This window comes from Bellilinea sp. (assembly GCF_034432615.1).
Taxonomy (GTDB): domain Bacteria; phylum Chloroflexota; class Anaerolineae; order Anaerolineales; family Anaerolineaceae; genus Bellilinea.
This window is the reverse complement of record NZ_DAOUBL010000003.1, coordinates 15,389-29,374: the sequence shown is the minus strand read 5'-3', so window position 1 is coordinate 29,374 and position 13,986 is coordinate 15,389. Positions and strand designations below refer to the sequence as shown.

Sequence of the window (13,986 nt, the reverse complement as noted above, 5' to 3'; positions counted from 1 at the left end):
CAAGGGTTTTCGACTATAATCTGGTTAGATGAAACCTGCAATTTCCTCTCTCGTTATTGCCATTGCCGGAGGTTCCGGCTCCGGGAAAACCACCGTTGCAACCGAAATCCTGAAGCGGGTCGGTTCCCACCGGATTGCGTATCTCCCTCACGATGCTTACTACCGCGATTTGAAAGACCTTCCCCCCGCCCAGCGTGAACAGGTCAATTTCGACCATCCCAATTCGCTGGAAACGTCCTTGATGATTGAACACATTAGAAAACTGAAAAACTGGGAACCGATTGAATTGCCGGTTTATGACTTTACCACCCACACCCGCACCAGTCGCACCATTCATATAGAGCCCCAGCGGGTAATTCTGGTAGAGGGCATTCTCATTTTTGCCGAACCTGCACTCAGAGAATTGTTTGATGTCAAAATCTTTGTGGATACCGATCCAGATTTGCGCTTCATCCGCCGGCTGGAACGGGATATCCGCGAACGTGGGCGTACCACCGAGTCGGTTATTCGACAGTACCTCAACACCGTCCGCCCAATGCACATGGATTTTGTGGAGCCTTCCAAACGCTACGCCGATGTGATTATTCCCGAAGGGGGTTTTAATACAGTAGCACTGGATATGGTCATCTCCCGCATCGAAACCCTTTTGGAAAATAAAGAACACAACCCCGAATGAATAAAGAAACCCGCCTCAAAATTGCCCGCATCCTTGCCCTGGTTTTTGTGGTGGGTTTGACCATTTTCCTTTACATTAACCGTGAAAAAGTCCGCGAGCTGGAGTCTTTTGGCTATCCCGGAATTTTTCTGGTATCTTTGCTGGCAAACGCAACGTTGATTTTACCGCTGCCGGGTGTTTTATTCACCTCAGCCATGGGGGCGGTGTTCAATCCCTTTTGGGTGGCAGTTGCCGCTGGCAGTGGCGCAGCCCTGGGGGAACTTTCCGGGTATCTGGCAGGTTTTAGCGGGCAGGGAATTGTCGAAAAGACCGAATGGAGTGAAAAATTTGAACGATGGATGCGCAAATACGGTCCCATTACCATTCTGGTGCTTTCGTTCGTTCCAAATCCCATTTTTGATGTAGCCGGAATCACTGCCGGGATCCTCAAAATGCCATTGTGGCAGTTTTTGCTTTTTTCATGGATTGGCAAGGTATTGAAAATGCTTATTTTTTCCTACGGTGGTTCCTTTATCCTGAACCTTTTCCCGTTTTAGCATTCCATCAATCCAACGGAGGCAGCATGATGACCCTCACCAGCATTGACCGCTATCTGGAAGAACATCTCGAGGAAAGTATCGCCGAACTGAGCCGATTTTGCGAGCAGCCCAGTGTATCAGCACAAAACTGGGGAATTGAAGATACCGCCCGCATGGTGGAAAAAATGCTCAAAAAACGGGGGTTTGAAACCCACATCATCCCCACCGCTGGCGCGCCGGTGGTCACCGCATTTCGGGCGGGCAAATCACCGCGCACCCTCTTATTCTACAATCATTACGATGTGCAACCGCCCGAACCCCTGGAATTATGGGAATCGCCTCCCTTTCAGCCCACGCTGCGGGATGGAAAGTTATTTGCGCGCGGCGTCAGCGACGACAAGGGACATCTGCTCAGCCGCTTGTTTGCAATAGATGCCATCCTTGCCGAGTATGGCGAGCTGCCCTGCAACATCCGCTTCGTCGTCGAGGGAGAGGAAGAGATCGGTAGCCCAAATCTCAAACCATTCATGGAAGCGCATGCTTCAAACTTACAGGCAGACGCCTGCATCTGGGAGTTTGGTGGAGTGGATCACCGCGATGTGCCAGTACAGTACCTCGGTTTACGGGGGTTGTGCTATGTTGAACTCCGGGTTGAAACCGCCAATCAGGATGTTCATTCCGGTCTGGGTGGTTCAATTTTCCCAAATGCCGCCTGGCGGCTGGTTTGGGCATTGAATACCCTCAAATCGCCTGATGAAACCATCCTCCTGGCCGGCTTTTACGATAAAGTCCGCCCACCCTCCAAACGCGACCTTGAATTATTTGAATTAATGCCTGAAACCGCCGACGAATATCGCAACCGCTACGGGATCAAAGAGTTCTTGAAAGGCATGACCGGGGGAGTGGAATTGAGGGTTGCAGAAAGCATGTTGCCCACCTGTACCATCTGCGGTTTAACTTCCGGTTATCAAGGTCCCGGTTCAAAGACGGTACTGCCGGCACGGGCCAGCGCCAAGGTGGATTTTCGGCTGGTTCCCGATCAGACGCCTGAAGATGTACTGCACCAACTGCGCCAGCATCTGGACAATCACGGTTTTAGCGATGTCCAAATTACCTATCTGGGCGGTGAGGCTCCAGCCCGCACCGATGTTGACCATCCCTTTGTCAAGATGGTGGTCGAATCAGCCGCTGAGGTATACGGCCGACCCATGCAAATCATCCCGATGAGTGGTGGTTCCGGCCCCAACCATCTTTTCATGGAAATGCTGCACGTCCCTATTGTTACCGCAGGTATCGGGCATCCCGGTTCACAGGCTCACGCCCCGAACGAAAATATCCGCCTGGATTTATACCTGAAAGGCGCCAAGCACATCGCCCGCATCCTGGTTCAGTTTGGGCTGGAAACAACACAGGATTGAATTTAGTGTGGCTATCCACTAACCTGTAATCACTTCCAGAGGTTCGCCAATCCGCACATTCAACTGCTTTTGGGCATTCCCATTGACCACACAAATGCTCAAATAACCAGAGCTATCAAACATGCTGATTAAAGAACCAGGAGGCGCCTCACCGAAGGTACGGGTGAATTGTTCAATGGATACCCCGGCAATCCGTACACTGCGGATTGCTTGACCGCCCAAGTCATCCATCGTCAGATTGCTGATTAAGTTTCCGAAAACATCCACCATCAGAATCTGCGCCTGCCAACCGCCTTTGATCGGTTGCGGTTTTGGAATGACTACACGCACCAATGCGCTGGAATCCAGCCGACTTCCCATTTCATCCAGCGGCACTCCCGTTGCCAGATGGGCAGCACAGGGTGCAAAGATATCCCGCCCATGAAATGACTTACTCACCTCCGGCAGCCAAAAGCGCGGTTCGTTCAATTCCACCACGTGAATTGGTTCTCCCAGCCTTTCAGACTGTTCCAAAGGCAGGGTGAGCAAGCCATTATCCGGAGCAACAAAGAAAAACTTGCCGATGCGCGCGGCAATTGCTTTGCGTTGGGTGCCAACTCCCGGATCTACCACCGCCACATGCACGCTGCCTTCCGGAAAGTAAGCATACGACTGACCGAGTATCAACGCGCCGTGCATTACATTTTGCGGTTCGATCCAATGCGTCAGGTCGGCAATTTGAACCTGAGGGGCAATCTTCCAGATCACCCCTTTCATGATTCCCACAAACGCATCCCGATCACCGAAATCGGTTAAGAGCGAAATGACTGCCAAACTCAACCCTTCAGGTTAAGAATTATTTTTTTCCGTTGGTCTTTTTGATGGATTTACTGCCGTTGCCCTTGAGACGAATTTCTTCACGCAGTTTTTCAATTCGTCGCTGGAGATACGGTGAAAAATAACCAGCATACCGCTCCTGCAACTCAGGAATCATCCAGTCTCGACCGGTGATGGTTTTACGGCAGGTGGGTGAGCCGCAGTGGCACTCAAATTCATCGTAATCCGACGAATCGCTCATCGCATAATCAAAGCAAGCCTCTTCGCCTACCTCAATGTCCCGCATCGCCACCAGCGAAATCGGCGAGTCCAACCCGCAATTCGGATTGCAGGAATGATTGAAGTAATCAGCAGGTTCACCATGGGTAACTGGAACCAGATACAGGTCTTCATGAATTTGAATCCCATGAGTCTGACGGTCAACCGGCAGGTACTGCAACTGCTCACCGGTAACAACTTGCCCGCCCCACATGGCTAATAACTCACCCGCGCTGATCGGCTCGATTGCAAATAGACCAAATCCCCCCTTTTCAGGACAGGGACGCAACTCCAATTTTGGAGAGCAATATGAAAATGTTTGAATCTCCATTTTTCTCCTTTGAAGTGAAAAAAAATATTAAACTGTTAACCTCGCCGGAGACGCCCGGTCTTTGGTTAAATTGCCATGGTTATTCACCATGAGCCTGTCCCGGACAAACCATTGGTTCGTCCACAAAAACACGCCATAACGACCGCCTTACCGCAAGTGCTGTGATCACTCTGATCTGCGGCGCAATGTCGAGGCAAAAAAATTGGCTCCGCAGTTCCGCTTGCCGGAAAAGCGGTGCCAAAAATCATCCAGCCGCCGTTTGGCTGCCGGATTTTTTCGTTACAGCATTTTTAAGGTGCGTAACGGACAGACGCATGCCTTGCCAGGGCAACTTTCGGGTCAGTGCAAACTGATGTAGTCTGCCTGTAACCGGGCAATGGATTGACCTAATTATAATCGTAATTTGCTCGAATGGAAGACTTTTTCCTTTTCAATTTAATTTTGATGGGGAATATTTTTTTCCTTATCCACCATGTCGGCGGCGTAATTCAGCCTCAATTTCTCCCAGTGAGATTCCTTTCAGCGTTAACATCACCAGCAGATGATAGAGCAAATCACTGACTTCCTCTACGATCCGCCGGTTACCCTGCCCCTTGCCGGCCAGAATGACTTCAATTGCCTCTTCGCCGATCTTTTTATAAATTTCATCTTCACCACTGGCAAATAATTGACTGGTGTAAGATCCCACACGGGGATTCTTGCGCCGATCTTCTATGACTTCTCTCAATTCATCTAAAAACAACATTATTTTCCATCCTCCTTGTCAACCGGATTATGAAAACAGGTAATCATGCCGGTATGACAGGCCGGCCCTTTTCGCAACACCCTTACCAATAACGCATCCCGATCACAATCGGCAATGATTTCCACCACCTGCATAAAATTTCCGGATGTTTCACCCTTTTTCCATAAACGCTGACGACTGCGCGACCAGAAATGCACCAGTCCTGTGCTGCGGGTCAGCTCGTAGGACTCGCGGCTCATCCAGCCCAGCATCAACACCTGTTGACTGAAGGCATCCTGGATAATCGCAGGCAGCAACCCCTTCTCATCGAATTGCAATTCATCAGCCTGGTTCATCATCCTTCTCCTTTCTCCAATAGACGTACAGGAATACCCTTTTGAAACAGATACGCCTTAAGATCGGGAATTTGAATCACCCCATCGTGGAACAGTGTGGCAGCCAGAGCAGCATCCGCCCCGCCTGCACTCAGAATTTCAGCAAAATGTTCCATCTCACCTGCCCCACCGGAGGCAATAATCGGCACCGGCAGGTTCTGACTAAAGGTGCGGGTCAGTTCAATGTCATAACCAGCGCGTGTCCCATCCCGGTCCATACTGGTTAAGAGGATTTCGCCTGCCCCCAAACCCACGGCTTGCTGTGCCCACTCCAGCGCGTCCAGCCCGGTTGGTGTTCTGCCGCCGTCTACAATCACTTCCCAGCCTGCCGAGACTCCCTCACCCCCCATACGCCGCCTTACATCCACAGCCAGAACAATACACTGACTGCCAAAACGGTCGGCTCCTTCGCGTAGGATTTGTGGGTTGCGCACCGCTGCAGAATTAATGCTGATTTTATCCGCGCCGGCCAGCAGTAAACGGCGCATATCCTCAACACTGCGCACGCCGCCCCCCACCGTAAGCGGCATTCGGATTTCTTCAGCAACACGCGCCACCAGATCCACCACCGTTGTGCGTCCCGCAGGGGTTGCTTGAATATCCAGAAAGACGAGTTCATCTGCGCCCAACGCGTCATAAATAGCGGCCTGCCGGATTGGGTCGCCGGCATCGCGCAAGGAGATGAAGTTGATTCCTTTCACCACCCTGCCGTCTTTGATATCCAAACAGGGGATGATACGTTTAGCCAGCATCGGATACCTCCCGCAGCAATTCAGACAAATTCAATTCACCCGTGTACAAGGCTCTCCCAATAATCACCCCGGCCAGGCCGGCGGTTCTGGCTGCCTGAATATCCGCCTTGCGGCTCACTCCGCCAGCCAGTACCAGTCGAAGTCTTGAATCCGCCTTCAGCCAATCAGCCATCTGAGGATTTGCACCGCTCAACATTCCATCCCGTTCGACATCTGTAATCATCACCCAGCGCAAACCTTCATCCGCCAGTCCTTGAAGCCACTCTTCAAGCGGCAGAAGCGCGCTTTTCTGCCAGCCATGAGTTTGCATTATTCCCGCCCGCAAATCCACACTCACCGCGATTCGATCCGCTCCCCATTGGCGGATTGCATCTGCCACTGCTTGGGGCTGTTCAACGGCCAGTGTACCCAGAATCACTCGCTGGACTCCCAAATCTAACAAATCCCGAATTGCCCCAATCGTACGCAGTCCTCCACCCACCTGAATGTGCGCCTCAAGTGAAGAGGTTATTTCCAATATGCGGGCAATCGCCCTTTCGTTCTGCCTCGCCTGTTGTGTATCACCAAAAGCTCCGTCCAGATTAATGACATGCAGCCAACGCGCCCCAGCCTTTAAAAAACGATCAGCTACCTCGGCCGGATCATTACTGAATACGGTTTGGCGGGAAGGGTCACCCTCTTCCAGGCGCACCACCTTTCCACCGCGCAAATCAATCGCTGGAAATATTGTGAAATCTTCCATGTTCAAACCCCAACCAATCAGATAGACAGAAAATTCGATAACAGGCGTTCACCAACCTGCTGACTTTTTTCGGGATGAAACTGTACTCCAAACAATGCTCCCTCTCCAACGATGCTGGCAAAATCCACCACATAATCCGTGAAAGCCAGAATTTGCGATACCTTCTGAGGTACACAATAATAACTGTGATTGAAATACGCATAAAAACCGGAAGAAAGCCCTTTGGTCAGCAATGATTGGCGTGAAAACCACACCTGATTCCAGCCGGTATGGGGCACCTTGAAGGATGGAGATTCCTCAAAACGCACCACAGCTCCCGGCAGAATGCCAAGCCCTTCAAAACGCCCCAACTCCTCGCTCACCTCCATCAAGGCCTGCATACCCACACAAATTCCCAGCAGCGGACGGCCGCGCCGGATGAATTCCTTAAGGGCGTCTTGCAAGTGATTCTGGTTAATTCCCTGCATGAATTCTCCAAATGCCCCAACCCCCGGCAAAACGATTCGTTCTGCCTTCAAAACTTCCTCAGCCAGCGAGGTCACCCTGACTGATGCGCCAATTTTGGTCAATGCACCGACCACCGAACGCAAGTTGCCGGTGCCGGCATCCACCACCACCACCTGATCAGACATTCAACGCTCCCTTTGTGGAAGGTATTTCTCCCATGCGGCGCGGATCCAGCCGACTGGCTGCGCAAAGCGCTCTTCCCAGCGCTTTGAACACAGCTTCCAGCTGGTGATGACCATCTTTACCATACAGTACCTTTACGTGCAGGTTGCAGCGGGAACGGAGTGCAAACGATTCAAGAAAATGCTCCCACAGACTGGTCGGGACGCCGCCAATTTGATCAGCAGCCCAGCGGGCGCGGATGACACTGTATGGCCGGCCCGAGAAATCTACAATCACTCGCGCCAGACTGTCATCCATCGGTGCGTATTGTACCGCCATGCGCACCAACCCTTTTCGGTCACCCAGGGCACGGTCAAACGCTTCACCGATTACCAAACCGCAGTCTTCAACAGTATGGTGAAAATCCACCTCCAGATCACCCTGAGCCTCCAACTGTAGATCAAATAAGCCATGAAAAGCCACCTGAGCCAGCATGTGATTAAGAAACCCAATGCCGCTTTGAATCTGGAATTGTCCTGTTCCATCCAGATTCAATTGCAAATTGATTGAAGTTTCGCGGGTCTGGCGGCTGAGGGAAACGAAACGGCCTTTTGTTTCCACCGTGGTCATAAGTGCTCTTCCTCCATTTCTTTCAAAGCTTGAAACAGGACATCATGATGCTGGGGCAATCCAATGCTGACACGGATAAAATTTTGCAACAAGGGTGTGTCAAAATAACGCACAAAGATGCCTTTTTTCATCAACTCCGCTTTCACCGCCTTTGCAGAACGTCCTTTCACGCGGCAGAGAATAAAATTTGCCTGCGAGGGGATCGGCTCCAGCCAGTCAATTTGAGCAAGTAATTGATATAAACGCACCCGCTCCGAACGGATTTTTTGCACGCGTTCGATCAGGCAAGTTAAGTCTTGCAGTGAGGCAATTGCTGCAGCGCTTGCAGCAACACTGACGTTATAAGGCTGTTTCACTTTCCATAAAACCGGCAACATCCACTGTGGAAACACACCAAAACCCACCCGCAGTCCTGCCAGGCCGGCCCATTTGCTAAACGTCCGCAGAACGACTAAATTATCACGCTTCAGTGGTTGATGAATTTGAGAAGCCTGCTCGCCTAGCTGTCCGCCATCACTGAATTCAATGTAGGCCTCATCCAGTACGACCAGGATACCCCATCCTAAAATTTCTTCCAGTTCCAGCGGGGTCAACATTCCACCATCCGGGTTGTTCGGCGATGCCAGCAAAATGGCAGATGGTTTATTATCCCTTACCACTCGCCTCATCTCTTCGAGATTCAGGCTGAAATCACGGTTACGAGGGATTTCCAGCGCCTGTCCGCCATTGATACGCGCGTCAAAGGCATACATCCCAAAAGTTGGCGGTGCAACCAGCACCGAGTCGTTCGGGCGTAAAATCACACGTAAAATCAAATCAATTAATTCATCCGCGCCTGCCCCCGCCACAATATGTTCAACGGGTACACCCATATAGGCAGCAATAGCCTGGCGGAGAGCCCGGCTTTCAGGGTCCGGATATATGTTGCCCCAGCGCAGATCAGCCAGCGCCTTTTTCGCTTGAGGCGCAAGGCCGTAAGGATTTTCGTTGGCATCCAGTTTAATTATTTGCTCGGGGCTTCTGCCCACCCGTTCTGCAATCACCTCAAACGGTTCAATCGGCACATAGGCAGGAATTTGCTCAAACCGACGACTGACCTGCTCTTGTAAGTCTTTGATGAGCGGCTGTTTCATTTTATTAAGCCCCCTTCAAGATCAGATAATTCCGGCGGTTGATCAAGACGCAGTGCCTGCGTCATCTTCAGGCAACGCGGGGGTTCTTCATCAAAAATATAGGTGACTGGCACAACCACCACGCCGCTCCCGCCAACCGCGCGCAGTTCGTTCACCGCCCGGTAAATATCATTCTTTTCGACGACCACATGCACGGCATACCAGTCTCCATTGCCGTGAGGTGTGAAAACCGGTGAGATGGTCGGCCCTTGTAAACCATGTAATGTGCTGTGGTCAAAAATGCGCTGAGCCACAGCCTGGGCAGAGGTGCCGCGCATATTGGCAAACACCGAGTAATTGGTACTGCCTCGTAAATGAGCTTCAATCAATTCCAGCAAATTGCGGGCAAGCGATTGGGCTGCTTCACTGGCCTTCAATCGGTAAAAATTCGCAATCAGCACTGCCTGAGAGTTTAGAATTTGCCCCCCTTCAATCACCTTCAGGCGATTATCCCGCAGCGTTTGCCCGGAAGCCACCAGATCACTGATCATATCGGCATATCCAATCGCCGGAGCCGTTTCGAGAGTGCCTTCGGCTGAAATCAGTGTAAAAGGAATTGCATACCTGCTTAAGAATTTTCCGGTCAGGCGCGAAAACTTGGTCGCAACCCGCAGCGGACGTCCTAACCGGCGGGTGTAGGTTTGCAGTCCTTCCATCGTTGTCACCCCCTCCCAGCTTTCCGGGATAGCCAGACTCAAGGTGCAGCCCCCAAAACCCAATGCCTCATGCAAAATCAGTATGGAGGTCGGCTCGGGGTTCTTTTCCATCACCATATCCAGGCCGGTAATCCCAAAATCAACACTACCATCCGCCACGCTGGCCACAATATCGCCCGGTCTTTGAAAGAGAACTTTCAAATCCGGCAAATCCGGTAATACGGCTTCATACTGGCGTGGATTTGGCTTATATACTTGTAGACCGCAAGATTCCAGAAAAGTCAGCGCGTCTTCAGATAGACGTCCTTTAGAGGGGAGAGAGATACGGAAAGTTGTCATAAAATACCTGCCTCACAAAATTCATAAATAAAAACCCCCGCCGATTGGCGGGGGTTGGCTGGATGACGCAAAACCTGACTCAACCACTCACCGAATCGGACAGCGGAGGTATATGGCGAAATGATGATGATGCAGTGAATTGGGAGATGTCATGTCAGGTTTCATGGTTTTATTTTAATGACAGGAGTCTGCAATTGTCAAGCAATTTCCACATTTGATATAAAGAAGGTTTATACAATTTTGTTGATCATAACAAATTTCTCATTCAGCAACTTTTTTCCCCACTTTTCGTAAAAGGAGTGTGAAGTGAGAGAAGTGAGAAAGGAAAAAACAAGTGGACAATCGCCCCGGCTGCTTATCTGGTTTATTGAAATTGTTCCTCCTGGACCGCCTGTTTAACTGGTTGCAATCCAGAATTGGGTTTGGAAGTGGTTCCTGCCTTGGCTGTGGTTGCGGTGTGTTTCTGCTGATTTTGTTTCTCCTGCTGGCACTTTCGGTCATTACCGGAACCGATTGGTTGCGCATTGGCTTTTAAGTTGACCCTGATTCACGCCTTCAGAGGTTGAGGTTTAATGACCCGCCTGTGATTTTGGCATCCATTTAAGGTTTGGATTTCATTAATCCGTTGCCTTTCAAAAAAACACGCAACGGTCTCCTCACCGGTGCAGGCAACTACTGCTGACCGCTAAGGTTCTACAGCTTATTTCCTGTTGGTTATTTTATAGTAGAGTAGAATCAAAAGAGCCACCGAAGGGACTCGAACCCTTGACCAGACGTTTACGAAACGCCTGCTCTACCGTCTGAGCTACGGTGGCGTGGTCGAAATTATACCAGCACACAGATTTTTCGGGCAAGGATTTTTCCAATGAACGTTGCCATGATCTCCTACCACACCTGCCCTTTGGCTACCCTGGGCGGTAAAGATACCGGCGGAATGAATGTGTATGTGGCTGAATTGACTCGATTTTTAGGGAAAGCCGGCATCCATGTGGATGTCTTTACCCGTTCCCAGGATGAACACGTTCCGCATGTTTTGCATAACCTGGGTTACGGTAATCGGGTTGTTCACATTCCCGCCGGACCGGAAATCCCTCTCCCCAAAAAGGAACTTGCCAGTTATCTGCCGGATTTTGTTCAAGGCATCCTCAATTTTACCCGTACAAAGGGATTGCAATATGATGTCATTCACAGCCATTACTGGATGTCCGGAATCGCAGCAGAAAAGCTCAAAGCCGAGTGGAACACACCCATCATCCATATGTTCCATACTCTCGTTCTTATGAAAAACCGGGTCGCCCGTTCACCAGAAGAAGTCGAAGGGGATTACCGGCTGGAAGGAGAACGGAAAATTTTACAAACCGCTGACCGTATTATCGCTGCCACACCGGCAGAGCAATCTCAACTGGAATTTCTATATGGAGCCAATTCTAAAAAACTGCGCGTGATTCCTCCCGGTGTGGATTTGAGCCGCTTTTATCCCATTCCGCGCGATGAGGCACGTGAGGTCATCGGTGTCCCCATCAAAAACCGGATGATCTTGTTTGTGGGGCGAATTGAACCACTCAAAGGGTTGGAAACGCTCATCCGCGCCGTTGCCTGGATGCAGCAAGCCTCCGAACTGCTTTGCTGTCCACATTCTCTGGTAATTGTTGGTGGCGATCCGGAGGAGAGTGAGCTCAGCGTCAACGCTGAAATGGCCCGCTTACAAAATCTCGTCAAAAGCTTGGGTTTGCGTGATTTCGTCCTGTTCCTCGGCAAACGCGACCAGGAATCGTTGCCCTATTACTACTCCGCTGCCGATGTCGTTGTTGTTCCTTCACATTATGAATCGTTTGGCATGGTTGCTCTGGAAGCAATGGCGTGCGGTACACCGGTAGTGGCTTCCCAGGTGGGGGGGTTGGCCTTCCTGGTTCAGGATGGCATAACCGGTTTCGTCATCCCCGATGGTGAGCCGGAAATTCTCGGCAACCGCCTGAAGGAACTCATCCTCAACCCCGAACTGCGGGATCGGTTGGGAGAACAGGCAAACCTGCTGGCACAATCCTACTCCTGGGAACGAATCGCCAGCGAAATCAAGTCGGTTTATCTGGAAGTGTTGAATCTACCACCCGGAGGAGAACGCGGAACTACACGCTTCTATTCTCCGATATAAGCCAGTGAATCTTAAAGCGGCATTCGGAAAAATACAATCATCACCATCAATGTACAGAACCAAATCCCCACCGCAGCCCACAGATGATGAACCCGACTTTCGGCTTTTAAGAACATCCACATCAGGAAAAAGATCAAGCCAGAAAGCGAAATAAATCCGGTCAGATAATAACTCCACTGGAAAAACTCAAAACTTTCAGCCAGAAAAGCGTGAATACCCAACCAGAATCGCAGCGTCCAATCAACCAGAAACACAAAAGCCAGAAACCTCAACCCCAATGGAAAGACGGTTTTCCACAAGGTTGTAACGACCAGAACAGCCAAAAGCAGAATCATAGCCTCAACTTCCATTGAAACGGTAATTTCCCCCAAACGCCCGGAAGTATTGACCGCAAACCACAACAAAAGACCGGAAATCACTCCATACCAGGCGCGTGTAATTTCATCAAAGCGCAATTGCACACATTTGCCTAATGTGTAAACCCCCCCGGCGAGAATAATCAATGTATAGATTAGTAATCCCGGTGTACCGAAAACAATTTTGACCGGTATAAAAAGAAGATTGAACAACAGGGTCAGCAAAATCATCACCAGGGCCGGCAAAATACCGTCATACAACTTGCTTTTCCACAACCTTGGCCCAAACCAGTTCTGTTCAAATAGAGCGGGAATATTCAACTTAAACACTTTATAGAAACGGCCTTCTACCGGCTTGGTTTCATTCAGGCCGCTTTCGTAACCTGAAACAGCGACCGATTGCCTGAACGAATAAAGGGTTGAATCTTTTGTGGGGGATGAATCTTGTACGGACTGGAGGCGTTTCAACATAGTGATCTTCCCGCCTTAAAACAAACATCGAATTGCAGAAATTTCTTGAATTAATACTAAACCAAAGCCGGTTCACAATCAATTGTTCAAACTTACAATTTGTTTTCAGTTTTTTTAGGGTAGTTTATCAGGTCCCAAATCTATCAAAGCGCAGACGGAGGATTGTCCAGCCGCAATCCGTACCCGCGCACCGTGATCAGATAAGCGTGATTGGGGTCTAACACCGCCAAACGATCTCTTAACCGTCTCACCAGCGCATCTAAAGCCTGTTCTGAAACACCTACGGCTTCCTCATCCCCCCATACTGCCAAGACCAGATCCTGTCTTGAAACAACTTTTCCTTCGTTGTCATATAACGCTTCCAAAAGTCGAAATTGGGGAACCGAAAGCGGTGGTAAAAGTTCCTCTCCATTGACCCATACCCGCCGCGAAAGTTTATCCAAAACCAACCGTTTATTGAATTCATGTTTCACTTCTTCAATGGGTAATTCAAATTCAGTTCCCAACGGCAAGGTTGAATCGGAACTAAGGTATACAAAATACTGAACCAGTGCAATTTGAACCACATCACCATCTTGAAGAACAACCGGTTCTTCAACTCGTTTGCCATTTCGGTACGTTCCATTTTTGCTGGAAAGATCGTGAAGAATGGTTCGATCTGCACGCACTTCAAAGCGGGCATGATAGCGTGAAACCTGCCGGTCCGGAATGACCAGATCACAATCCTTTTCACGCCCAATCGTCATTCCATCAAAAATATCCCACCGCTTTCCGTTCAGCGGTCCACTCTGTGCAATCAGTATTGGTTGATCAACGAGATGTGAATCCACTGCCCGTCTCCAAAGTACAGGATTGGGAATGATTGCCTCACCCAGTAAGGTATAATATATCAAAGAATCGATACTTTGTGTAAAAGTAATTTTCAGGCATTCTGGTTACGCGCCGAAAATGAAGCCAGATTGCCTATCCCA

General features: G+C 50.0%; 17 protein-coding genes and 1 tRNA gene. 5 read left to right on the top strand and 13 right to left on the bottom strand.

Going from position 1 to position 13,986, the window contains the following annotated elements; genetic code table 11:
- Nucleotides 1-28 precede the first annotated feature (28 nt).
- From udk to VAE48_RS00240, 3 genes are read left to right on the top strand one after another with little or no spacing between them, the layout of a single operon-like run.
- On the top strand, nucleotides 29-676 hold the full coding sequence (udk, locus tag VAE48_RS00250; protein WP_322791301.1) for a uridine kinase: 648 nt from the start codon (nucleotides 29-31) through the stop codon (nucleotides 674-676).
- Complete coding sequence (locus tag VAE48_RS00245; protein ID WP_322791300.1) at nucleotides 673-1,212, top strand: VTT domain-containing protein; 540 nt, start codon at nucleotides 673-675, stop codon at nucleotides 1,210-1,212. The genes udk and VAE48_RS00245 overlap by 4 nt, the downstream gene beginning before the upstream one ends.
- Nucleotides 1,213-1,238: 26 nt before the next feature.
- Nucleotides 1,239-2,612 carry a M20/M25/M40 family metallo-hydrolase gene (locus VAE48_RS00240; protein ID WP_322791299.1) on the top strand — a complete coding sequence of 458 codons (1,374 nt, stop codon included), beginning with the start codon at nucleotides 1,239-1,241 and terminating at the stop codon, nucleotides 2,610-2,612.
- Between the two features lie 18 nt (nucleotides 2,613-2,630).
- Here the strand turns inward: VAE48_RS00240 and VAE48_RS00235 are convergent, their stop codons facing one another.
- The 10 genes from VAE48_RS00235 to hisG form a co-directional block, all read right to left on the bottom strand.
- Nucleotides 2,631-3,425: an SAM-dependent chlorinase/fluorinase gene (locus VAE48_RS00235; protein ID WP_322791298.1), complete on the bottom strand. Its 795-nt coding sequence runs from the start codon at nucleotides 3,423-3,425 to the stop codon at nucleotides 2,631-2,633.
- A gap of 22 nt (nucleotides 3,426-3,447) precedes the next feature.
- Nucleotides 3,448-4,017, bottom strand: a complete 570-nt coding sequence (locus VAE48_RS00230; RefSeq protein ID WP_322791297.1) for an SET domain-containing protein — start codon at nucleotides 4,015-4,017, stop codon at nucleotides 3,448-3,450.
- Between the two features lie 463 nt (nucleotides 4,018-4,480).
- Complete coding sequence (gene hisE, locus VAE48_RS00225) at nucleotides 4,481-4,762, bottom strand: phosphoribosyl-ATP diphosphatase (RefSeq protein ID WP_322791296.1); 282 nt, start codon at nucleotides 4,760-4,762, stop codon at nucleotides 4,481-4,483.
- Nucleotides 4,762-5,100, bottom strand: coding sequence for a phosphoribosyl-AMP cyclohydrolase (gene hisI, locus VAE48_RS00220; protein WP_322791295.1), 339 nt, complete (start codon nucleotides 5,098-5,100; stop codon nucleotides 4,762-4,764). The genes hisE and hisI overlap by 1 nt, the downstream gene beginning before the upstream one ends.
- Nucleotides 5,097-5,888: an imidazole glycerol phosphate synthase subunit HisF gene (gene hisF, locus VAE48_RS00215; protein WP_322791294.1), complete on the bottom strand. Its 792-nt coding sequence runs from the start codon at nucleotides 5,886-5,888 to the stop codon at nucleotides 5,097-5,099. Before hisF ends, hisI begins: the two co-directional genes overlap by 4 nt.
- A complete protein-coding gene (locus VAE48_RS00210) occupies nucleotides 5,878-6,630 on the bottom strand; it encodes a 1-(5-phosphoribosyl)-5-[(5-phosphoribosylamino)methylideneamino] imidazole-4-carboxamide isomerase (protein WP_322791293.1) in 753 nt (250 codons plus the stop codon). Before VAE48_RS00210 ends, hisF begins: the two co-directional genes overlap by 11 nt.
- Nucleotides 6,631-6,647: 17 nt before the next feature.
- Nucleotides 6,648-7,262: an imidazole glycerol phosphate synthase subunit HisH gene (hisH, locus tag VAE48_RS00205; RefSeq protein WP_322791292.1), complete on the bottom strand. Its 615-nt coding sequence runs from the start codon at nucleotides 7,260-7,262 to the stop codon at nucleotides 6,648-6,650.
- Entirely contained in the window at nucleotides 7,255-7,869 is a 615-nt protein-coding gene (hisB, locus tag VAE48_RS00200) for an imidazoleglycerol-phosphate dehydratase HisB (RefSeq protein WP_322791291.1), read from the bottom strand. The genes hisH and hisB overlap by 8 nt, the downstream gene beginning before the upstream one ends.
- Entirely contained in the window at nucleotides 7,866-9,002 is a 1,137-nt protein-coding gene (gene hisC / locus VAE48_RS00195) for a histidinol-phosphate transaminase (RefSeq protein WP_322791290.1), read from the bottom strand. The genes hisB and hisC overlap by 4 nt, the downstream gene beginning before the upstream one ends.
- Entirely contained in the window at nucleotides 8,999-10,036 is a 1,038-nt protein-coding gene (gene hisG, locus VAE48_RS00190) for an ATP phosphoribosyltransferase (protein ID WP_322791289.1), read from the bottom strand. The genes hisC and hisG overlap by 4 nt, the downstream gene beginning before the upstream one ends.
- A 334-nt stretch (nucleotides 10,037-10,370) precedes the next feature.
- Here hisG and VAE48_RS00185 point away from each other — a divergent pair, with 334 nt between their 5' ends.
- On the top strand, nucleotides 10,371-10,571 hold the full coding sequence (locus VAE48_RS00185) for a hypothetical protein (RefSeq protein ID WP_322791288.1): 201 nt from the start codon (nucleotides 10,371-10,373) through the stop codon (nucleotides 10,569-10,571).
- Nucleotides 10,572-10,778: 207 nt separating this feature from the next.
- On the opposite strand, the gene VAE48_RS00180 is transcribed toward VAE48_RS00185, so the two are convergent.
- A tRNA-Thr gene (locus VAE48_RS00180) sits at nucleotides 10,779-10,851 on the bottom strand.
- Between the two features lie 50 nt (nucleotides 10,852-10,901).
- Between VAE48_RS00180 and VAE48_RS00175 the strand changes: the two genes are divergently transcribed.
- Nucleotides 10,902-12,188, top strand: coding sequence for a glycosyltransferase (locus VAE48_RS00175; protein ID WP_322791287.1), 1,287 nt, complete (start codon nucleotides 10,902-10,904; stop codon nucleotides 12,186-12,188).
- 11 nt (nucleotides 12,189-12,199) lie between these two features.
- Here VAE48_RS00175 and VAE48_RS00170 read toward each other — a convergent pair whose 3' ends face one another.
- Both VAE48_RS00170 and VAE48_RS00165 read right to left on the bottom strand, forming a co-directional pair.
- Nucleotides 12,200-13,015 (bottom strand): hypothetical protein, encoded by an 816-nt coding sequence (locus tag VAE48_RS00170; protein ID WP_322791286.1) that lies wholly within the window; start codon nucleotides 13,013-13,015, stop codon nucleotides 12,200-12,202.
- A gap of 143 nt (nucleotides 13,016-13,158) precedes the next feature.
- Nucleotides 13,159-13,845, bottom strand: a complete 687-nt coding sequence (locus VAE48_RS00165; protein ID WP_322791285.1) for an FHA domain-containing protein — start codon at nucleotides 13,843-13,845, stop codon at nucleotides 13,159-13,161.
- Nucleotides 13,846-13,986: the final 141 nt, after the last annotated feature.